We start from the raw sequence: 21473 nt of genomic DNA on the forward strand, positions 1-21473 counted from the left end.
GGAAACGACGACGCCCCGGTCCCGGGTCCCGTGAGGGGCTCCGGGCCGGGGCGCCGCCGGTGCGGTTCAGGCGCCGTTGAACTCCGCCGGGTCCGGGCCGATGCGGCGGTCCTCGTTCAGCGCGCTGATCGCCGCGAGGTCCTCGTCGTCCAGGCTGAAGTCGAACACGTCGATGTTCTCCTTGATCCGTGACGGGGTCACGGACTTCGGGATCACCACGTTGCCCAGCTGGAGGTGCCAGCGCAGCACGACCTGGGCCGGGGTGCGCTCGTGCTTGCGGGCGATGGCCACGATCGCCGGGACCTCCAGCAGGCCCTTGCCCTGGCCGAGCGGCGACCAGGCCTCCGTGGCGATGCCCTGCTCCGCGTGATACGCGCGGGAGGCGCCCTGCTGCAGGTGCGGGTGCAGCTCTATCTGGTTCACCGCCGGGACGACCGACGTCTCACCGATCAGCTTCTGAAGGTGCTCGGGAAGGAAGTTGGAGACGCCGATGGCCCGGATCCGGCCGTCGGCGTGCAGCTTCTCGAACGCCTTGTAGGTGTCGACGTACAGACCCCGCTCCGGCGTCGGCCAGTGGATCAGGTACAGGTCGACGTAGTCCAGGCCGAGCTTCTCCAGCGACGTGTCGAAGGCGCGCAGCGTGGAGTCGTACCCCTGGTCGGCGTTCCAGAGCTTCGTGGTGACGAAGAGCTCCTCGCGGGGCAGACCGGCGGCGGCGATGGCCTTGCCGGTGCCCTCCTCGTTGCCGTAGATCGCCGCTGTGTCGATGCTGCGGTACCCGGCCTCCAGCGCCGTCGCGACGGCCGTCTCGGCCTCGTCGTCCGGCACCTGCCAGACGCCGAAGCCCAGCTGGGGCATCTCGACGCCGTTGTTCAGGATGATCGGGGGGACCTTGCTCACGAGCTCTCGATCCTTCGGTAAGTGGTCAGGTGTACTCCCATCGTCAACGATCACGGGCGGTGATGCATTCCTGACGGGAGAATTCCGAAGCCACACCTGCCCCGCGAGGCACATGTCACGCCCGGTAGAGCGCTTCGACCTCGTTCTCGTACGCCTTCTCGATCGCCTTCCGCTTCAGCTTCAGGGACGGGGTCAGCAACCCGTGCTCCTCTGTGAACGGCTGGGCCAGTATGCGGAAGGTGCGGATCGACTCGGCCTGCGAGACAAGGGTGTTGGCGGCCACCACCGCGCGGCGCACCTCCGTCTCCAGATCCGCGTCGCGCACCAGCTCCGCCGGGGACATCTGCGGCTTGGCCCGCATGGCCAGCCAGTGCTCGACGGCCTCCTGGTCGAGGGTGACCAGGGCGGCGATGTACGGGCGGTCGTTGCCCACGACGATGCACTGGTTGACCAGCGGATGGTCCCGGACGCGTTCCTCCAGCACCCCGGGCGAAACGCTCTTGCCGCCGGAAGTGACCAGGATCTCCTTCTTGCGGCCGGTGATGGTGAGGAAGCCGTCCTCGTCCAGCGCGCCGAGGTCGCCGGTGGCGAGCCAGCCGTCGTGCAGGGTGGCGTCGGTGGCCTTCTGGTTGTTGAGGTATCCCTGGAAGACGTTCTCGCCGTGCAGCCAGATCTCGCCGTCGTCCGCGATGTGCACGGTCATGCCCGGGATGGGCTGCCCGACCGTGCCGAATCGGATGCGCCCGGGCGGATTGGCGGTCGCGGCGGCCGTGGACTCCGTCAGGCCGTAGCCCTCGTAGATGTGCACGCCCGCGCCGGCGAAGAACAGTCCGAGCCGGCGGTCCATCGCCGAGCCGCCGGACATGGCGTGCTTGATGCGGCCGCCCATCGCGGCGCGGATCTTGCCGTAGACCAGCTTGTCGAACAGCTGGTGCTGCATGCGCAGGCCCGCCGACGGGCCGGGACCGGTGCCCCAGGCCTTGGCCTCCAGCGCGTCGGCGTACTTGATCGCGACCTCGACGGCCTTCTCGAAGGGGCCGGAGCGGCCCTCCTTCTCGGCCTTGCGGCGGGCCGCGTTGAACACCTTCTCGAAGATGTACGGCACGGCCAGGAAGAACGTCGGCTTGAACGCGGCCAGGTCGGGCAGCAGGGCCGCCGCGTTCAGCTGCGGCTGATGGCCGAACTTCACCTTGCCGCGGATCCCCGCGACCTGGACCATCCGCCCGAAGACGTGCGCGAGCGGCAGGAACAGCAGGGTCGCCGCCTCGTCGCCGCGCTTGGAGTGGAACACCGGCTCCCAGCGCTCGATGACGGTGTCCGCCTCGTACATGAAGTTGCCGTGCGTGATGACACAGCCCTTGGGGCGGCCGGTGGTGCCCGAGGTGTAGATGATCGTGGCGACCGAGTCGGGTGTGACGGCCTGCCGGTGGCGGTGCACCATCTCGTCGTCGAGGTGCGCGCCCGCGTCGTACAGCTCGTGCACGGCGCCGGAGTCGAGCTGCCACAGCCGGCGCAGCTGGGGCAGCCGGTCGATGACGGTGGCGATCGTCATCGCGTGGTCCTCGTGCTCCACGACCGCGGCCGTCACCTCGGCGTCGTACAGCATCCAGAAGCACTGCTCGGCCGAGGACGTGGGGTAGACCGGCACGACCTGGGCGCCGATCGTCCACAGCGCGTAGTCGAAGAGGGTCCACTCGTAGCGCGTGCGGGACATGATCGCGACCCGGTCGCCGAACCGGATGCCGCTCGCCAGCAGGCCCTTGGCCAGCGCGAGCACCTCGTCGCGGAACTCGGCGCTGGTGACGTCCCGCCACTGGCCGGACTCGTCCTTGCGGCCCAGCGCGATGTGCAGCGGGTCCTCCTGGGCATGCTCGAAGACCACGTCGGCCAGACCGCCCACCGGAGGTGCCAACGCCAACGGAGGGATGGTGAACTCGCGCAAACCCCGCTCCCCGCTCCTCAGCGCTCCTGTCGAGTGACGTCCCGCACAGCGCCGTGAAAGCTACCCCACCCGGACAGGGGGCGGGAGGGGGCGCGGAGGCGGGCATCGCTCTGGTCCGCGCTGGTCAGCGTGGGAAAAAGCGCTCACATGGGGAAGGGTCGGACACAATCCTGACGGTTGAGTAAGTTTCGGTGCCGTAATCTCCACCGAATCTGTACGAGCGCGGCCGCGGCGCGGCGGGCCGTTGAGCGGGCCCTCTTCCGTCAGCGGGACAGCGGCGGATTGTGTCACTCCGGTTCGTCACAGCCCCTTGCGCTCGGTGCGGTGCAGCCGGTCCCCGCCCGCGAGGATCGCCGCCGTCAGAGCGTCCGCCGCGCCCTGGGCGGAGGACCGGCGGCGGCCGTGGACGAGCACGAAGTCGACCTGACCCAGTTCCGGCAGCCCCGCCCGGTCCGGGACCCGGACCAGCCCCGGGGGGATGAGGCCGCGGGAGTGCGCCATCACGCCGAGGCCGGCCCGGGCCGCCGCGACGAGGCCGTTGAGGCTGCCGCTGGTGCACACCACCCGCCATTGCCGGCCCTGCCGCTCCAGGGCCTCCAGGGCGAGCGCGCGGGTGATGCCCGGCGGCGGGTAGACGATGAGCGGCACCGGGCGGTCCGGGTCGAGCCGGAGGCGTTCCGCGCCGATCCACACCAGCCGGTCGTGCCGGACCAGCTCGCCCCGCGGGTCCTCGGGCCGCCGCTTGGCCAGGACGAGGTCCAGCTTCCCGGCGGCCAGCTGCTCGTGCAGCGTGCCCGACAGCTCGACCGTCAGCTCCAGGTCGACCTCCGGGTGCTCGTGCCGGAAGCCCTCCAGGATCTCCGGCAGCCGGGTCAGCACGAAGTCCTCCGAGGCGCCGAAGCGCAGCCGGCCGCGCAGCCGGGTGCCCGCGAAGAACGCCGCCGCCTGCTCGTGCACCTCCAGGATCCGGCGCGCGAAGCCGAGCATGGCCTCGCCGTCCTCCGTCAGCTCCACGGAGTGCGTGTCCCGGGTGAACAGCGTCCGCCCTGCGGCGTCCTCCAGCCGCCGCACGTGCTGGCTGACCGTCGACTGCCGCAGCCCGAGGCGCCGCGCGGCCTGCGTGAAGCTCAGCGTCTGCGCCACCGAAAGGAACGTGCGCAGCTGGGACGGGTCGTACATGCCGTCAGGTTATCGCGGAACGTGATGACAGTGAGAGCCGTGTACGGGATTCCCGATCGCCGGGTCGGGGAGCACGATGGAAGGGGGCCGCTCCGGCCCCGGACCGACCGAAGTACCAAGCAAGTGGAGCACCGTGAAACGCCTGCGCTGGCCGAGCTGGATGCCGATCGACCCCTACATCCTGCTTCTCCTCGGGACGGTGGGCCTCGCCGCACTGTTCCCGGCACGCGGGCCGGCCGCGGACGTCGCCTCCGGCGCCTCCACGGCCGCGGTCGCCCTCCTCTTCTTCCTGTACGGCGCCCGGCTCTCCACCCGTGAGGCGCTCGACGGGCTGCGCCACTGGCGGCTCCACGTCACCGTCCTGGCCTGCACCTTCCTCGTCTTCCCGCTGCTCGGACTCGCGGCCCGCGGGCTGGTGCCGGTGATCCTCACGCACCCGCTCTACCAGGGCCTGCTCTTCCTCACCCTGGTCCCGTCGACCGTGCAGTCGTCGATCGCCTTCACCTCGATGGCCCGCGGCAACGTGCCCGCCGCGATCTGCGCGGGCTCCTTCTCCTCCCTGGTCGGCATCGTCGCCACCCCGCTGCTGGCCGCGTCGCTGCTGGGCGGCAGCGGGGGCGGGTTCTCCGCCGACTCGCTGCTGAAGATCGTGCTGCAACTGCTGGTCCCCTTCCTCGCCGGGCAGCTGCTGCGGCGCTGGATCGGCGGCTTCGTCACCCGCCACAAGCAGGTCCTCGGCCTGGTGGACCGCGGCTCGATCCTGCTCGTCGTCTACACCGCGTTCAGCGTGGGCGTGGTCCAGGGCATCTGGCACCAGGTCAGCCCCGCCCGGCTGGGCGGCCTGGTCGTCGTCGAGGCCGTGATCCTCGCCGTGATGCTGTTGCTCACCTGGTACGGCGGCAAGGCGCTGCGCTTCGGCCGGGCGGACCGGATCGCGATCCAGTTCGCCGGCTCGAAGAAGTCCCTGGCCGCCGGGCTGCCCATGGCGAGCGTCCTGTTCGGCGCGCAGGCCGCGCTCGCCGTGCTGCCGCTGATGCTCTTCCACCAGATGCAGCTGATCGTGGGCGCGGTGATCGCCAAGCGCCGCGCGCGGGATGCGGCGGCGGAGGTCAGCGCGCCGCAGCCAGCCGCAGCGACACGAACCGCGGTCGGTACAGGGACACGTTCCGGCTGAGCTGGGCGGCGGCGCCCGTCATCTCCAGCCAGTTGACGTCGTAGCTCAGGACGAGCCGTCCCGGACCGCTCAGCACCGGATGCGCCTGCGGGTTGTAGGCGGCCACCTGCCCCTGCGGCAGCGGCGGGCTGAACTCCTTCGCCGGACCGTGCCACGGCCCGGCGGGGGAGCAGGCCCAGTAGGACGCCACGGTGGTCAGCCCCTTCGGGCCGGCGGCCATCGTGAACAGTACGTACGTGCTGCCGTCCCGGACGACCGAGAAGGCGCTGCCCACGCCCCTGCGCCGCCCGTCCCCGAGCACCGGCCGGGGCCGGGCACGGGGCACCCAGGCCGAGCCGCTCCAGTACTGCCACGCCGCCGGGTCCGCGAGCGCGCCCTCGGGGACCCGTGCCGCGTACGCGTGCGAGACGGGGCGGGCGGCGGGCCGGCCGTCGTCGCCGCCGAACACATAGGTCCAGCCGCCCTCCTCCACCAGCGTGGTGCCGAACAGCACCCGCCGGGACGGGTCGGCGACCGGCCGCTGGTCGAGCACCTCGGTGATCGACTCCAGGCGCAGCCCGGGAAGCGAAAGGGTGGCGACCTCGGTCGCGGTGGGCACGCCGTAGATCCAGGGGGACTGTCCCGCCGTGCGCACCCACAGCAGGACCCGGACGACCCGCTCCGAGGAGCCGGGGGAGCGGGGTTCGACGCGGGCGGCGACCGGCCAGCGCCACTGGTTCGGTGCCGGGTCGGCGAACAGCGGGGCGGGCAGGGTGGATTCGAGGCGGCCGTCGCGCATCAGCACGGCGGAGTTGCGCACCAGCGGCGTGCCGGCGTCCCGCCAGGCGTAGGACTCGCCGTGCGGGTTGGGCGGCCCGTACACCCGGCCCAGGTAGGTGTCCGAGAACAGCCACAGCACCCGGCCGTCCGGCAGTCGCACCGAGTGGGTGCCGTCGCCGCCGGTCCAGTCGTCCGTGCGGCCCGCGTCGTCGCCGTAGCGGGCGAACTCGGCGGTGAGGCCGTCGTCCGCCTTCCAGGAGCCGACCGTCAGCGCCCGGCAGGCGTCGTCGTCCGGACCGTCGTCGCCGGGCAGGGCGATCAGCAGTGCGGCGCCGAGAACCAGGACCAGCAGCAGGCCGATCCCGGTTCCCGTGCGCTGTCGTGCTCGTAATGCTCCTGAGTCGTCGGGCACGCCGTGTGACGTTAGTTGCTGCCGCTCACCTGGTCCATGGGCAGCCACAGCACCGTGCCCCGCGAGGCCGCGCCCGAGGCGCCGGCGGCCAGCTCCTCGTCGCTCAGCGCCCGGCCCCACACCCGGACGTCGTCGATCGCCCCGGTGAGGAACGCCCGGCTGTCCATGCGCTGTCCGATGTGCACGCCGAACGGGGAGTTGCGGCTGACCGAGCCCGGCACGTCCGCGGTGCCGATCGCCTCGCCGTCGAGGAAGAGCGTCAACCGCCCTCCGCCGCGGCGCAGGGCCAGATGGTGCCAGCGGCCGTCGTTGCGGGCGCCGTCGGCCGACACCGAGGCGGACCTGACGGTCGTCGCGCCCGACCGGGTGGTGATCAGCCCCCGGACCCGGTTGCCCGCCGGTTCCCCGCGCAGCCAGATCTGCGGCTGGGTGGTGCCGATGCCGCCCATCCACAGGAAGGGCTGTTCGCCGGTCGTGGCCGTGTAGCGGAAGTGCAGCGAGGCCGTGAAGTCCCCGTCCCCGAGCGGGAGCCGGGACCGGTAGGGCAGCCGGACGGCGTCGTCGGTGCCGTCGAACGACAGCGCACCGCCGCGGACACCGGCCGTGCGCCCGGCGCCGCCGAGCACCGCCGCGGGCCTGGCGCCCGCCGCAGCGTCGCGCGTGGTCGGGTCGGCGCCCCGGCGCGGTTTCAGCCAGTCCTCGGTGAAGCGGGCGAAGCGGATCTCGTCGCGCGCGTCGACCGCGCCGCCCTCGTACAGCAGGCCCACCGCCCCGCCGCCCACGGCCGCCATGTCGGAGTAGCCGGACCAGTCCGTGGTGACGACCGTGCCCCGGTCCACGCTCTCCCAGGTGCGCCCGCCGTCGTAGGAGGAGCGGACCATCATCGTGCGGCGGCGGTCGGGGTCGGCCGGAGCGGACAGCAGCATCCGGCCGCCGAGGCGCAGGGTCGCGCCCTGGACCTGCGGGGTGTACAGGTCGGGGAGGCCGCGGAACGGCGTGGCGAAGGTGTCGCCGCCGTCCCTGCTGACGGTCTGGGAGCGGTGGCCCAGGTCGGTGCCGTCCTGCTCCCGGCCGCTGACGAGCAGGGCGCCGTCGGAGCGCTCGGTGAGCGTCACCTCGGACGGCTTCTGCCGGAACACGCCGTCCTGCCCTATGGGCCAGGTGTCCGTGGCGCCGACCCGCCAGGAGTCGCCGCCGTCGTCGCTGACGACGAGGGCCGCGTGGTTGGCGGAGATCCGGCTGCCGTTCCACGTCTCGGTGTTGACGCCGAACACCAGCCTCCCGGCGTGCTTGCCGCGGGTCAGCTGGATGCCGTGCACGGGACCGGTCGCGTACCAGGAGTTCCAGTGCTCGGGCAGGATCTCGTCGCTCAGATCACGCGGCTGCGACCAGGTCCGGCCGTCGTCGTCGCTGTACTGCAGATGCGGGGTGCGGTCACAGGGGACGGAGCAGTTCCCGGCGTCCGTGCGGCCGGTGTTGAACGTCTCGGCCAGCAGGATCCGTCCCGTTCTGCGGTCCACGACGGGCGCCGGGTTGCCGTGTGTGTCGCCCGCACCCTCGGTGACGACCTGGAGCGGCCCCCAGGTGCGGCCGCCGTCGGTGGAGCGCTTGACGACGATGTCGATGTCGGCCGCGTCACCGCAGTTGAGGACGCGGCCCTCGGCGAAGGCGAGCAGCGTGCCGCTGGTGGTGCGCACGATCGCCGGGATCCGGAAGCAGGCGTAGCCCGGGTCCTGGGACGCCCTGAAGAGCACCTGCTGGTCGAACTCCGATAACGCGGAGGCGGGTTGACTGTGCGCCGGGGCGGTGGGCGCGAGCAGCGCCCCGGCGGCGACGGCGGCTGTCAGGGTGGATCTCAGACGTGCGCGAAGACTTGACGGCATGGTGCGACCTGCCCTTCATGCGTCTGTCGGCCGGACCACCCGGACATGGGAACAGACATCCGGTCATCCGGACATCCCACGTCCAATGTGGGGGCCACAGACGGTACTTGGGAACACAGACCCCCCACAAGAAGCGTGCGTCAGGGGATCAGGACGACCTTGCCCAGGTTGGACCGCCCCTCGATCTCCCCGTGCGCCTTCGCCGCGTCCTCCAGGGCGAACTCCGCGTGCACCACCGGCCTGAGCTCTCCCGCCGCGAACAACCGCCACAGTTCCTCGCGCCACTGCTCGTACAACTCCGGCTTCCCGCGGGCGATACGGGCCATCTGGAACCCGATCACCGACTTGGCGTCCAGGAGCAGGTCGTACGCCTGGATGGTGCCGCCGCCCGAGCTGTAGGCCACCAGCCGCCCCTCGGGGACGAGCGCGTGCAGGGCCGGGGTGAGCAGCTCACCGCCCACCGCGTCCAGGACGTAGTCGACCGGTGTGCCCCAGCCGGTGTCGCCGTACGCGATGACGTGGTCGGCGCCGAGGCCCCGGACGAAGCCGGCCTTGGCCGGGTCGGAGACGGCTCCCACCACCCGTCCGGCGCCGCGCGTCCTGGCCAGCTGTACGGCCAGATGGCCGACGCCGCTCGCTGCCGCGGTGACCAGGGCCGCCTCGCCCGGCTCGGGGCGGGCCGCCTCCAGGGCGCCGAGGGCGACCAGGCCGCTGCGGACCAGGGCCACCGCGTCGACGGCGCTCGCGTCCGCCGGAACCGGGGATGCCATGGCCTCGTGCAGCAGCGCGAAGTCGGCGTAGCCGTGGCCGAAGCACAGGCCCGTCACCCGGTCGCCGGTGCCGAAGCGGCTGACGCCCTCGCCGACGGCCATGACCTCCCCGGCGATCTCACCGCCCAGCGGGCCGGGCTCGGCCGCCTCGCCGACCTTGCGGACGACCGGGAGCGTGACGCCGATCGCCTCCGCGCGCACGAGCAGCTCCCCCGGGCCCGGCGCGGGGGGCGGGGCCTCTTCCACGAACAGGGGGCCGCCTCGGGATTCGTAGCGGACGCGGCGCATCGCACCTCCGGGGTCGTTGGTGGCCCCAACGGATTCATGGGGAAACCCAACGGTATAGGAGGATCATAGGAACAACCAACGATTTTGTGGTTAGGCTGCGCCCATGTCGGAAGCCCCCCTCCCCGCGATCCGCTCCCTGCCCAGCTGGCTGCTCGGCCGTGCCGCCGCCCGTGGCCGGGCCCTGGTGGCCTCGGCGCTGGCCGAGGAGGACATGCGGATGTGGCACCACGTGGTGCTGTCCGCCGTCCGCGACCTCGGGCCCGTCGCCCAGGCCGACCTCGGCCGCGGGGTCCGGCTGGACCCCAAGGACCTGGTCGGCGTGCTCAACGACCTCCAGTCGGCCGGCCTGGTGGTCCGCGAGCCCGACCCGAAGGACCGCCGCAAGAACGCGGTGTCCCTCACGGAGCGGGGAGCACGGCTGCTGAAGCGGTGTGAGAAGGCGGCCCGCGCCGCCAACGACGAACTGCTCGCACCGCTGTCGGCGGCCGAGCGGGAGCAGTTCACGGCGATGCTGCTCCGGATATCCGCCACGGCCGACTAGGCGGGCGGTCCCGGGCAGGCCGAGACGGGGCCCCTGCGGCGCAGGGGGCGCTCCCCGCCGGTCGGGGCCCCGCCGCCGTGTCGCGGGGGGACCGGTTCAGCCCTGGGCGGCCGCGGCCCGCAGAGCGATCCGGTCCTCACCCGCGTACACGTTCATGGAGCTGCCCCGCAGGAAGCCCACCAGCGTCAGGCCCGTCTCGGCCGCCAAATCCACCGCGAGCGAGGACGGCGCCGACACGGCCGCCAGGACCGGGATGCCGGCCATCACGGCCTTCTGCGCCAGCTCGAAGGAGGCCCGGCCCGAGACCAGCAGGATCGCCCGGGACAGCGGCAGCTCCCCGTTCTGCAGGGCACGGCCTACCAGCTTGTCGACCGCGTTGTGCCGGCCCACGTCCTCCCGGACGTCCAGCAGCTCGCCCTCCTCCGTGAAGAGGGCCGCGGCATGCAGGCCCCCCGTCCGGTCGAAGACCCGCTGGGCCGCGCGCAGCCGGTCGGGCAGGCTCGCGAGCAGCTCGGGGGAGAGCCGGACCGGGGGAGTGTCGGCGATGGGGAAGCGGGCCGTGGTGCGCACCGCGTCCAGCGACGCCTTGCCGCACAGCCCGCAGGACGACGTCGTGTAGACGTTGCGCTCCAGCGTGATGTCCGGGACCACCACGTCCGGGGCCGTCTGCACGTCGACCACGTTGTACGTGTTCACCCCGTCGGCCGTGGCGCCCGCGCAGTAGACGATGTTCCGCAGGTCAGACTGCGCGCCCAGCACCCCCTCGCTCACCAGGAAACCCGCCGCCAGGGCGAAGTCGTCGCCCGGGGTGCGCATGGTGATCGCCAGCGGCTTGCCGTTGAGCCGGATCTCCAGGGGTTCCTCGGCGACGAGCGTGTCCGGGCGGCTGGAGACCGCCCCGTCGCGGATGCGGAGAACCTTGCGTCGTTCCGTGACTCGTCCCATGTCCTGATCAGTCCCGGTTCTGTACGTGCTGGTAGCCGAAGCGGCCCTTGATGCAGAGGTTGCCGTGGGTCACCGGGTTGTCGTGCGGCGAGGTGACCTTCACGATCTCATTGTCCTGCACGTGCAGCGTCAGGTTGCAGCCCACTCCGCAGTACGCGCACACCGTGGTCGTCTCCGTCTGGGCGGACTCGTCCCATGTACCCGCCGCCCGCATGTCGAACTCGGACTTGAACGACAGTGCGCCCGTGGGGCACACCTCGATGCAGTTGCCGCAGTACACGCACGCCGAGTCGGTGAGCGGCGCGTCGTGCTCCACGGCGATACGGGCGTCGAAGCCGCGCCCGGCGACCGAGATCGCGAAGGAGTTCTGCCACTGGTCGCCGCAGGCGTCGACGCACTTGTAGCAGAGGATGCACTTGTCGTAGTCACGCACGTACAGGTCGTTGTCGACCTTCGGTTCCTCGTTCAGCCGGGCCGCGTCCGGGCCGAAGCGGTCCGGTTTCGCCGCGTACTCCTTGAGCCACCCGGCGACCTTCGGGGTCGTCGACAGGTCGACCGAGGACGCGAGCAGTTCCAGGACGATCTTGCGGCTGTGCCGGGCGCGCTCGGTGTCGGTGCGGACCTCCATGCCCGGCTCGGCCTTGCGCGAGCAGGCCGGGACGAGCGTCCTGGCCCCCTCGACCTCGACCACGCAGACCCGGCAGGCGTTCTTGGGGCGCAGGGTGTCGCCCTCGCACAGGGTCGGCACGTCCTTCCCGGCCGCCCGGCAGGCGTCCAGGATGGTCGAGCCCTCGGGGACCCGGGCCTCCTCGCCGTCGAGGGTGAACTCCAGCATGCGGCGCGGGATCCCCAGCGGTGTGACGGTCATTCGTACGCCCCCAGACGGTCGATGGCGGATTCCACGGCGTTCCACGCGGTCTGCCCGAGACCGCAGATCGAGGCGTCCCGCATGGCGCGGCCGACCTCCCGCAGCAGCGCGATGTCCCCGGCGGCGTCCGCGCCCGTGCGCTCCACGATCCGGTGCAGCGCCTCCTCCTGCCGTACCGTCCCGACCCGGCAGGGCACGCACTGCCCGCAGGACTCGTCGCGGAAGAACTCCGCGATGCGCAGCAGCAGCCGGGGCAGGGGCACGCTGTCGTCGATGGCCATGACGACTCCGGAGCCCAGGGTCGTGCCGGCTTCGCGTGTGCCCTCGAAGGTGATCGGGATGTCCAGCTCGTCGGCGCGTACGAAACCGCCGGCCGCCCCGCCGAGCAGTACCGCCCGCAGCCCCTCGCGCACCCCGGCCAGGGTGAGCACCTCCCCGAGCGTCGCGCCGAACGGCACCTCGTAGACACCGGGCCGCTCCACGCTCCCGGACACGCAGAACAGCTTCGGCCCGGTGGAGCGCCCGGTGCCGATCGCCGCGTACGCCGGGGCGCCCATGGTCAGGATCGGCAGGACGTTGACCAGCGTCTCGACGTTGTTCTCGACCGTCGGCTTGCCGAACAGGCCCTTCTCCACCGGGAACGGCGGCTTGGAGCGGGGCTCGCCCCGGTAGCCCTCGATGGAGTTGAACAGGGCTGTCTCCTCACCGCAGATGTAGGCGCCGGCGCCGCGCCGGATCTCGATGTCGAAGGCGTAGCCCTGCCCGAGGACGTCGTCGCCGAGCAGTCCGCGCGCACGGGCCTGCGCGATCGCGTGCTCCAGCAGGTGCAGGGCGCGGGGGTACTCGCCGCGCAGGTAGAGATAGCCCTTGTGGGCGCCGGTGGCGTACCCGGCGATCGTCATAGCTTCGACGAGCGCGTACGGGTCGCCCTCCATGAGCACCCGGTCCTTGAAGGTGCCCGGCTCCGACTCGTCGGCGTTGCAGACGAGGTAGTGCGGACGGTCGGGCTGCGAGGCCGTGGCCTGCCATTTGCGGCCGGTGGGGAAGGCGGCGCCGCCGCGTCCGACCAGGCCCGAATCGGTGACCTCGCGGATGACCCCGGCGGGACCCAGCTCGAACGCCCGGCGCAGAGCCGTGTAGCCGCCGTGGGCGCGGTAGTCGTCGAGGGACGACGGGTCGACCACGCCGACGCGGTGCAGCAGCATCAGACCGTCCTGCCCCGCCTGGGGCACCGCCAGTGCGGCCGGCGGCTCCTCGGGCGCGGAGCCGGGCGAGGACGCGGCGAGCACGGCCTCCTCGACGGTCGCCGGCGCCGAGACCGCCGTACGCAGGGGATCCCCGGCCTTGATCGCGAGCGCGGCCGGGGCCCGTTCGCACAGCCCCAGGCATGGGCTGCGCTCGACGCTCACCCCGCTGCCGAGGCCCAGCCGCGCCTCGATCCCGGCACACAGTTCCGGTGCCCCGGCCGCCGCGCACGCCAGGTCCGTGCAGACGTGCAGCACGGTCGCCGGACGCGGCTTGAGAGAGAACATGGCGTAGAAGGTGGCGACCCCGTAGGCCTCCGCCGGCGGCACGGTCAGCCGCCGGCACAGGTAGTCGAGGGCACCCTCGCTGATCCAGCCGATCCGGTCGTTGACGGCGTGCAACCCCGGCAGCAGCAGGTCGCGGCGGTCCCGGGCCTCGCGTCCGCCACGCGCCCACCTCAGATCGGCGTCGGAACGGTCGGCACCCTCCCAGGAGGACTCCGGAGGCCCGAGCAGGGCGTCGACGGCCGCCCGCTCCTCGTGCGTCGGCTTGCTGTCACCGAAGTGCAGGTCCACAGTGCGTCACCCCACGATGGTCGCGATGGGCAGCTTCTCGATCCGGATCGCCGACGCCTTGAACTCCGCCGTCCCCGCGATCGGGCAGTTCGCCTCGATCGTCAGGGCGTTGGTGTCCACCTCGTCGGGGAAGTGCATGGTCATGAAGGCGAGCCCGGGCCGCAGTGCGGTGTCCACCCACACGGGAGCGGTCACCGCCCCGCGCCGCGAGCTCACCTGGACGTGCTCGCCGACCACGACCCCGTAGCGCTCGGCGTCCTCGGGGCTCAGTTCGATGAACTCGCCGCGCCTGAGCGGCGAGGCGTAACCACCGCTCTGCACACCGGTGTTGTACGAGTCGAGCCGCCGCCCGGTGGTGAGCCTGATCGGATACCGGTCGTCGGTGAGGTCCACGGGCGGGTCGTGCTGCACGAGGCCGAAGGGCGCGAGCGGGCCGCGCCGGGAGGGGTCGGTCTCCCACAACCGGCCGTGCAGATAGGTGGGTTCGATGGCGTCCGTGCTCGGGCAGGGCCACTGGATGCCCTGGTGCTCCTCCAGGCGCTCGTACGTCATGCCGTAGTGGTCGGGCGAGACGGACCGCAGCTCGTTCCACACGGTCTCGGCGTCGGCGTACTTCCAGTCGTGGCCGAGCCGGGCGGCGAGGTCGCAGATGATGTCGATGTCCTCGCGGGCCTCGCCGGGCGGGGTGACGGCCTTGCGGACGCGCTGGACCCGCCGTTCGCTGTTGGTGGTCGTGCCGTCGGTCTCCGCCCAGCCGGCGGTGGCCGGCAGGACGACGTCCGCGAGCTCGGCGGTCTTCGTCAGGAAGATGTCCTGCACGACCAGGAAGTCCAGGGCCTTCAGACGCCGTACGGCCTGCTCGCTGTCGGCCTCGGACTGCGCGGGGTTCTCGCCGATGCAGTAGACGGCCTTGAGCGAGCCGTCCTCCATGGCCTCGAACATCTCCGTGAGGTTCAGGCCGTAGTGCGGCTGGATCACGGTGTCCCAGGCCGACTCGAACTTCAGCCGGGTGTCCGGGTCGAGGATGTCCTGAAACCCGGGCAGCCGGTTGGGGATCGCGCCCATGTCGCCGCCGCCCTGCACGTTGTTCTGCCCGCGCAGGGGTTGCAGGCCGGAGCCGTAGCGGCCGACGTGCCCGGTGAGCAGGGACAGGTTGATCAGGGCGCGGACGTTGTCGGTGCCGTTGTGATGCTCGGTGATGCCCAGCGTCCAGCACAACTGGGCCCGCTCGGCACGGGCGTAGGCGTGCGCCAGCTCGCGGATCGCCGCCGCCGGCACGCCCGTCACCTTCTCGGCGAGCGACAGCGTCCACGGCTCGACCAGGGCCTTGTACTCCTCGAAGCCGCTGGTCGCCCTCTCGATGAACGCCTCGTTCGCGAGCCCCGCGAGGATGATCTCGCGGCCGATCGCGTGCGCCATCGGGATGTCCGTGCCGACGTTCAGCCCCATCCAGCTCTCCGCCCACTCGGCGGTCGACGTCCGGCGCGGATCGACCGCGTACATCCGGGCGCCGTTCCTGATCCCCTTCAGCACGTGCTGGAAGAAGATCGGGTGCGCGAACCGGGCGTTGGAACCCCACATCACGATGACGTCGGTGTGCTCGATCTCCTCGTACGACGACGTCCCGCCGCCCGAGCCGAACGCCGCCGACAGGCCCGCCACGCTCGGGGCGTGACAGGTGCGGTTGCAGGAGTCGACGTTGTTGGTGCCCATGACGACCCGGGCGAACTTCTGCGCCACGTAGTTCATCTCGTTGGTGGCGCGGGCGCAGCTGAACATGCCGAAGGCGTCGCGGTTGCGCCCGAGGCCCCGGGCGGCCCGGTCCAGGGCCTCCTCCCAGGTGGCCTGCCGGAACGGCTCGTCGCGGGAGTCACGGACGAGCGGGTGGGTGAGCCGGGTGTAGGTCTTGGGGGTCCGGTCGCGTTTCCTCATGCGGCGCTCCTCAGCGCGAGCAGGTCCGAGATGGCGTGCACGGTGCGCAGGGTGGGCACCTCCACGCCGGTGATCTCCGCCAGCTCGACCACGGCCGCGAGCAGCACGTCGAGTTCGAGCGGCTTGCCGCGCTCCAGGTCCTGGAGCGTGGAGGTGCGGTGGTCGCCGACCCGCTCGGCACCGGCGAGCCGGCGCTCGATGGAGACCCCGACCTCGCAGCCGAGGGCCTCGGCGACCGCCAGCGTCTCGGTCATCATGATCTCGATGACCTTGCGGGTGCCGCCGTGCAGGCACATCTGCCGCATGGTCGCCCGGGCCAGGGCGCTGATCGGGTTGAACGAGATGTTGCCGAGCAGCTTGACCCAGATGTCGCCCCGCAGGTCGGGTTCGACCGGGCACTTCAGCCCGCCCGCCTGCATGGCCTCGCTGAAGGCGAGGCAGCGCGCGGAGCTGCTGCGGTCCGGCTCGCCGATGGAGAACCGCGTGCCCTCCAAGTGGCGTACGACGCCCGGGCCTTCGAGTTCGGTCGCCGCGTAGACGACACAGCCGATGGCCCGTTCGGGCGCGAGCACCGCACTGACCGCGCCGTCCGGGTCGACACTCTCGACGCGACGGCCGTCGTACGGGCCGCCGTGCCGGTGGAAGTACCACCAGGGGATGCCGTTCTGGGCCGCGACGACTGACGTCGTCTCGTGCAGCAAAGGCGCGATCAGCGGCCCGCACGCCGCGTACGCGTTGGCCTTCAGGCCCAGGAAGACATGGTCGACCGGGCCGACTTCGACCGGGTCGTCGGTGGCGTGGGGGTGCGCGGTGAAGTCGCCGCGTGGGCTGCGCACCCGGACTCCGTGCTGCCTCATGGCCGCCAGATGCGGTCCACGGGCGATGAGATGCACCTCGGCACCCGCGCGGTGGAGCGCGGCGCCGACGTAGGCGCCGATGGCACCGGCGCCGAGAACTGCGACTTTCACGGGAACACTCCGTTCGGTTTGAGGGATACCGCGGAGGTGGCTGCCGTCAGGCCGCCCGACGGGTCGCGCATGGCTCGCGGACGGCTTGTGTCGACGAAATATTGTCTACAGTATGGAGGTTGGGGCGGCAAGGGCCCGTGCGCCGACCGTTCGGCGCATGCTGGATACCGTTCACCGCATACGGTCGACCCGCCGTCTTCTCAACTCCCTTGCGGATCCCTACCGTCCGGGGTTCATGAGTCCCCCAGTCGCGCCCCCGGGCTGGAGCCGCTGGCTCGTTCCGCCCGCCGCTCTCTCCGTCCATCTCTCCATCGGCCAGGCCTACGCCTGGAGCGTGTTCAAACCGCCCCTGGAGTCAGCGCTCGGCCTCAGCGGCACCCAGAGCGCGCTGCCCTTCCAGCTGGGCATCGTCATGCTGGGCCTGTCCGCCGCGTTCGGCGGCACGCTCGTGGAGCGCAAGGGTCCGCGCTGGGCGATGACCGTCGCCCTGGTCTGCTTCTCCTCCGGCTTCCTGCTCTCCGCCCTGGGCGCGTCCCTGGAGCAGTACTGGCTGATCGTGTTCGGCTACGGCTTCGTCGGCGGCATCGGTCTCGGCATCGGCTACATCTCGCCCGTCTCCACCCTGATCAAGTGGTTCCCGGACCGGCCCGGCATGGCCACCGGCATCGCCATCATGGGCTTCGGCGGCGGCGCGCTCATCGCCTCGCCGTGGTCGGCCCAGATGCTGGAGTCGTTCGGCGGCGACAGCTCCGGCATCGCGCTCGCCTTCCTGGTGCACGGGCTGTCGTACGCCGTCTTCATGCTGCTGGGAGTGCTGCTGGTCCGGGTGCCTCCCCGCGAGAGGTCTGCGGAGAGCGGGCCGAGTGTCCTCGCCGGTCCGCAGGTCTCCGCCGACCGGGCCATCCGCACGCCGCAGTTCTGGTGCCTGTGGATCGTGCTCTGCATGAACGTCACCGCCGGTATCGGCATCCTGGAGAAGGCCGCGCCGATGATCACGGACTTCTTCGCGGACACCTCCACACCGGTCTCGGTCACCGCCGCCGCCGGCTTCGTCGCACTGCTGTCCGCGGCGAACATGGCGGGCCGCATCGGCTGGTCGTCGACGTCCGACCTCATCGGCCGCAAGAACATCTACCGCGTCTACCTGGGCGTCGGTGCGCTCATGTACGCGCTCATCGCCCTCTTCGGCGACTCCTCCAAGCCCCTGTTCGTCCTGTGCGCGCTGGTCATCCTCTCCTTCTACGGTGGCGGTTTCGCCACGGTTCCGGCGTATCTGAAGGATTTGTTCGGTACGTACCAGGTCGGCGCCATTCACGGGCGGTTGCTCACCGCCTGGTCCACGGCCGGGGTGCTCGGCCCGCTGATCGTGAACTGGATCGCCGACCGGCAGGAGGAGGCGGGCCGGCACGGCGCCTCCCTGTACGGGCTGTCGTTCGTCATCATGATCGGGCTGCTCGTCGTCGGCTTCGTCGCCAACGAACTGGTCCGGCCCGTCGACCCCCGCCACCACGTCCCCGCTCCGAAGGAGGCCGCCCATGTCGAGCGACAGCAGTCAGAGTCCGCCTAGCCCGGACCGGCGGTGGCTGATCGCCTTCGCCTGGGTGTGGGTGGGCGTGCCGCTCGCCTACGGGCTGTACGAACTGGTGCGAAAGGCGACGCAGCTGTTCACGGGGTAAGGGCTCGACAGGTGCCTGGGCGTCCGAGGTGCTGACGGAAGCTGACAACCCAGGCGCCCGTTTCCTGTCGCCTTGGCTGCCGCCGTACCCGTGAGTCACTGATCAGACTGGTGGATCCGCTACCCAAGGCAACGAGGGGGATCCACCCAGATGAACGGCTCGCGCATCGCCGCCGTCGGCCACTACCAGCCCGCCAAGGTGCTCACCAACGAGGACCTGGCGGGCCTGGTGGACACCAGTGACGAGTGGATCAGGAGCCGGGTGGGCATCCGCACGCGCCACATCGCGGGCCCCGACGAGCCGGTCGACGAACTGGCCGCCCACGCCGCCGCCAAGGCCCTGGCCGCCGCCGGCCTGAGCCCGGCTGACATCGACCTGGTGCTGGTCGCCACCTCCACCGCCATCGACCGCTCGCCCAACATGGCCGCCCGGGTCGCGAACCGCCTGGGTATCCCGCAGGCCGCGACCATGGACCTCAACGTCGTGTGCGCCGGCTTCACCCACGCCCTGGCCACCGCCGACCACGCCGTCCGTGCGGGGGGCGCGCGCCGGGTGCTGGTCATAGGGGCCGACAAGATGTCCGAGGTGGCCGACTGGAGCGACCGCACCACGTGCGTGCTCGTCGGCGACGGAGCGGGCGCCGCGGTGGTGGAGGCCGCCGACGAGCCGGGCATCGGGCCGGTGCTGTGGGGCTCGGTGCCCGAGATGGGCAACGCGGTGCGCATCGAGGGCACCCCGCCCCGCTTCGCCCAGGAGGGGCAGAGCGTCTACCGCTGGGCCACCACGCAGCTGCCCCCCATCGCACGCCGGGCCTGCGAACGGGCCGGTCTGGAGCCGGCCGACCTCGCCGGACTCGTGCTGCACCAGGCGAACCTGCGCATCATCGAACCCCTCGCGGAGAAGATCGGCGCCGTCAACGCCGTCGTCGCGCGCGACGTCACCGAGTCCGGCAACACCTCGGCCGCGAGCATCCCGCTGGCCTTCTCGAAGCTCATCGAGCAGGGAGCCGTCGCCACGGGCGACCCGGTGCTGCTGTTCGGCTTCGGCGGGAACCTGTCGTACGCGGGGCAGGTCGTGCGCTGCCCCTGAGGGGTCCTCGCACTGTGAGCCGCGGGGCGGTGTGACGCGGTCAACTCCCCGAAATGCTGGCTCTTGTGCGCCGTAGACTGTAGACGAAAGACAATCGATACTGACTCTGCGGCGATACCGGCTCGCGCCGCGCTGTGCACGGCCGTGGCCGAGGAGGGGGACCGCGATGCTGTCGACAGGCCTGCCCCAGGGGGCGGTACCCAAGCTGGAACGCCCGGGTCCGCTGCGCGACCGTGTCTACGAGGCACTGCTCGAACTCATCACCACCCGTGCGCTGCAGCCCGGCCAGCATCTCGTCGAGAGTGAACTGGCCGGGCATCTCGGGGTCTCCCGGCAGCCGGTGCGCGAGGCGCTGCAGCGGCTCAACACCGAGGGGTGGGTCGATCTGCGGCCCGCTCAGGGCGCGTTCGTGCACGAGCCGACGGAGGAGGAGGCCGACCAACTCCTCACGGTCCGTACGCTCCTGGAGGCCGAGGCGGCCCGGCTCGCGGCGGCGGGCGCGGACAGCGCGGGCATCGCCGCCCTGGAAGCGCTGTGCGCGGAGGGCGAGCAGGCCGTCGAGGCCGACGACGTGGACGGGGCCGTCGCCATGAACGCCCGCTTCCACGCCAAGATCATGGAGCTGGCCGGCAACGCGGTCCTCGCCGAACTGGCGGCCCAGGTCGACCGGCGTGTGCGCTGGTACTACACGCCGGTGGCCCGGCAGCGCGGCCACCAGTCCTGGATCGAGCACCGCGAACTGATCGCCGCGGTCGCCGACCGGGACGAACAGCGCGCCACCCGGCTGATGCGCGACCACACGGAGCACACGCGCCGGTCGTACCACGCGCGTTCGCGCTCGTAACGTCCCCACAACCGCCCCGCGATGCGAGCACCCGTCACCGCCGCTTTGTCCTGTGAGTGGAAAAAGTAGGGGGCAATTCCTGCGCGACTTCTTCCCACCTCCGGCAGCCGCTGCTACGTTCCCTCCGAAAGCACGCCACCGAGGTGGCGGAAAACCGGCGCGCACAGGCCGATCGAGGCGGGGAGGGGCTCGTGAGACGGATGACCGCACGACCCGCGAACGCCCACCAGGCCCGGCTGCTCACGCTGTTGCGCGACGGCGGCCCCAACTCCCGTGCCCAGCTGGGCGACCAGGTCGACCTCTCGCGGTCCAAGCTGGCCGTCGAGGTGGACCGGCTGCTGGAGACGGGGCTGGTCGTGGCCGACGGACTCGCCGCCTCGCGCGGTGGCCGCCGTTCCCACAACATCCGGCTCAACCCCGAGCTGCGCTTCCTCGGCGTCGACATCGGCGCGACCTCGGTCGACGTCGCCGTCACCAACGCCGAACTGGAGACCCTCGGGCACCTCAACCAGCCCATGGACGTGCGCGAAGGCCCCGTCGCGGTCTTCGAGCAGGTCCTCGCCATGGCCGCGAAACTGAGGGCCTCCGGGCTCGCGGAAGGATTCGACGGCGCCGGCATCGGCGTCCCGGGCCCGGTCCGCTTCCCCGAGGGCATCCCGGTGGCACCGCCGATCATGCCCGGCTGGGACGGCTTCCCCGTGCGGGAGGCGCTCAGCCAGGAACTCGGCTGCCCGGTCATGGTCGACAACGACGTGAACCTGATGGCGATGGGGGAGCAGCACGCGGGCGTCGCCCGTACCGTCGCCGACTTCCTCTGCGTCAAGATCGGCACCGGCATCGGCTGCGGCATCGTCGTCGGCGGTGAGGTCTACCGCGGTACGACGGGCAGCGCCGGCGACATCGGGCACATCCAGGCCGTCCCCGACGGGCGCCCCTGCGCCTGCGGCAACCGGGGCTGCCTGGAGGCCCACTTCAGCGGGGCGGCCCTGGCCCGCGACGCCGTGGAAGCCGCCCAGCAGGGGCTTTCGGCCGAACTGGCCTCGCGGCTGGAGACGAACGGCGGCCTCACCGCCGTCGACGTCGCCGCCGCGGCCTCCGCCGGTGACGCCACGGCCCTCGACCTGATCCGCGAGGGCGGCAACCGTACCGGCCAGGTCATCGCCGGCCTGGTCAGCTTCTTCAACCCGGGCCTGGTGGTGATCGGCGGCGGGGTGACCGGCCTCGGACACACCCTGCTCGCCGCCATCCGCACCCAGGTCTACCGCCAGTCGCTCCCGCTCGCGACCGGCAACCTGCCCATCGTCCTGGGCGAACTGGGCCCCACCGCCGGAGTCATCGGCGGCGCCCGGCTCATCAGCGACCACCTCTTCTCACCCGCGTAAGCACTGAGTCCAGTACGGCGTACCAGCACCGCGCCCTGCGCAGTGCCCGCTCCGCTTCGCTCCGCCCTGCCCTGAAACCGGCCCGCACGCCCGCCAAGGGG

18 protein-coding genes are annotated in these 21473 nt (G+C 71.7%); 7 read left to right on the forward strand and 11 right to left on the reverse strand.

The annotated features are described in order from the left end of the window. Positions 1–66: 66 nt before the first annotated feature. The 3 genes from RFN52_RS33410 to RFN52_RS33420 form a co-directional block, all read right to left on the reverse strand. Entirely contained in the window at positions 67–858 is a 792-nt protein-coding gene (locus tag RFN52_RS33410) for an aldo/keto reductase (RefSeq protein WP_184854123.1), read from the reverse strand. A 157-nt stretch (positions 859–1015) separates the two neighbouring features. Further along, positions 1016–2842, reverse strand: a complete 1827-nt coding sequence (locus tag RFN52_RS33415) for an AMP-dependent synthetase/ligase (RefSeq protein ID WP_184851926.1) — start codon at positions 2840–2842, stop codon at positions 1016–1018. 300 nt (positions 2843–3142) lie between these two features. Continuing rightward, entirely contained in the window at positions 3143–4021 is an 879-nt protein-coding gene (locus tag RFN52_RS33420) for a LysR substrate-binding domain-containing protein (RefSeq protein ID WP_184851928.1), read from the reverse strand. Positions 4022–4181: 160 nt separating this feature from the next. Between RFN52_RS33420 and RFN52_RS33425 the strand changes: the two genes are divergently transcribed. Next, positions 4182–5195 (forward strand): bile acid:sodium symporter family protein, encoded by a 1014-nt coding sequence (locus RFN52_RS33425; protein ID WP_184854124.1) that lies wholly within the window; start codon positions 4182–4184, stop codon positions 5193–5195. Here RFN52_RS33425 and RFN52_RS33430 read toward each other — a convergent pair. The 3 genes from RFN52_RS33430 to RFN52_RS33440 all read right to left on the reverse strand — a co-directional run bounded on the left by RFN52_RS33430 (position 5131) and on the right by RFN52_RS33440 (position 9307). After that, positions 5131–6366 carry a DUF5005 domain-containing protein gene (locus RFN52_RS33430; protein WP_184851930.1) on the reverse strand — a complete coding sequence of 412 codons (1236 nt, stop codon included), beginning with the start codon at positions 6364–6366 and terminating at the stop codon, positions 5131–5133. The genes RFN52_RS33425 and RFN52_RS33430 overlap by 65 nt on opposite strands. Positions 6367–6377: 11 nt before the next feature. Beyond that, a complete protein-coding gene (locus RFN52_RS33435; RefSeq protein ID WP_184851932.1) occupies positions 6378–8249 on the reverse strand; it encodes an exo-alpha-sialidase in 1872 nt (623 codons plus the stop codon). Between the two features lie 140 nt (positions 8250–8389). Further along, a complete protein-coding gene (locus RFN52_RS33440; protein WP_184851934.1) occupies positions 8390–9307 on the reverse strand; it encodes a quinone oxidoreductase family protein in 918 nt (305 codons plus the stop codon). A gap of 103 nt (positions 9308–9410) precedes the next feature. On the opposite strand from RFN52_RS33440, the gene RFN52_RS33445 reads away from it, so the two are divergent. Next, a complete protein-coding gene (locus RFN52_RS33445; RefSeq protein ID WP_184851936.1) occupies positions 9411–9848 on the forward strand; it encodes a MarR family winged helix-turn-helix transcriptional regulator in 438 nt (145 codons plus the stop codon). Between the two features lie 96 nt (positions 9849–9944). On the opposite strand, the gene fdhD is transcribed toward RFN52_RS33445, so the two are convergent. Genes fdhD through RFN52_RS33470 form a run of 5 tightly spaced genes read right to left on the reverse strand, consistent with a single transcriptional unit; the run spans position 9945 to position 16381 of the window. Next, a complete protein-coding gene (fdhD, locus tag RFN52_RS33450) occupies positions 9945–10793 on the reverse strand; it encodes a formate dehydrogenase accessory sulfurtransferase FdhD (RefSeq protein WP_184851938.1) in 849 nt (282 codons plus the stop codon). 7 nt (positions 10794–10800) lie between these two features. Next, on the reverse strand, positions 10801–11661 hold the full coding sequence (locus tag RFN52_RS33455) for a 2Fe-2S iron-sulfur cluster-binding protein (protein ID WP_184851940.1): 861 nt from the start codon (positions 11659–11661) through the stop codon (positions 10801–10803). Further along, entirely contained in the window at positions 11658–13481 is a 1824-nt protein-coding gene (locus RFN52_RS33460) for an NAD(P)H-dependent oxidoreductase subunit E (protein ID WP_184851942.1), read from the reverse strand. The genes RFN52_RS33455 and RFN52_RS33460 overlap by 4 nt, the downstream gene beginning before the upstream one ends. A 6-nt stretch (positions 13482–13487) precedes the next feature. After that, a complete protein-coding gene (locus RFN52_RS33465) occupies positions 13488–15413 on the reverse strand; it encodes a molybdopterin oxidoreductase family protein (protein WP_184851944.1) in 1926 nt (641 codons plus the stop codon). Next, the gene (locus RFN52_RS33470; RefSeq protein ID WP_184851946.1) at positions 15410–16381 is read right to left on the reverse strand and encodes a 2-dehydropantoate 2-reductase; all 972 of its coding nucleotides are present in this window, start codon (positions 16379–16381) and stop codon (positions 15410–15412) included. The genes RFN52_RS33465 and RFN52_RS33470 overlap by 4 nt, the downstream gene beginning before the upstream one ends. A 235-nt stretch (positions 16382–16616) precedes the next feature. Between RFN52_RS33470 and RFN52_RS33475 the strand changes: the two genes are divergently transcribed. From RFN52_RS33475 to RFN52_RS33495, 5 genes are all read left to right on the forward strand, one after another. After that, entirely contained in the window at positions 16617–17948 is a 1332-nt protein-coding gene (locus RFN52_RS33475) for an OFA family MFS transporter (protein WP_184851948.1), read from the forward strand. After that, positions 17917–18057 (forward strand): MFS transporter small subunit, encoded by a 141-nt coding sequence (locus tag RFN52_RS33480; RefSeq protein WP_010045941.1) that lies wholly within the window; start codon positions 17917–17919, stop codon positions 18055–18057. Before RFN52_RS33475 ends, RFN52_RS33480 begins: the two co-directional genes overlap by 32 nt. A gap of 150 nt (positions 18058–18207) precedes the next feature. Beyond that, positions 18208–19146, forward strand: coding sequence for a beta-ketoacyl-ACP synthase III (locus tag RFN52_RS33485; protein ID WP_184851950.1), 939 nt, complete (start codon positions 18208–18210; stop codon positions 19144–19146). A gap of 166 nt (positions 19147–19312) precedes the next feature. After that, on the forward strand, positions 19313–19990 hold the full coding sequence (locus RFN52_RS33490) for a GntR family transcriptional regulator (protein WP_184851953.1): 678 nt from the start codon (positions 19313–19315) through the stop codon (positions 19988–19990). 200 nt (positions 19991–20190) lie between these two features. Beyond that, the gene (locus RFN52_RS33495) at positions 20191–21372 is read left to right on the forward strand and encodes an ROK family transcriptional regulator (RefSeq protein ID WP_107453847.1); all 1182 of its coding nucleotides are present in this window, start codon (positions 20191–20193) and stop codon (positions 21370–21372) included. Positions 21373–21473 lie beyond the last annotated feature (101 nt).

Origin of the sequence: Streptomyces collinus, from assembly GCF_031348265.1 — a bacterium.
Taxonomy (GTDB): domain Bacteria; phylum Actinomycetota; class Actinomycetes; order Streptomycetales; family Streptomycetaceae; genus Streptomyces; species Streptomyces collinus.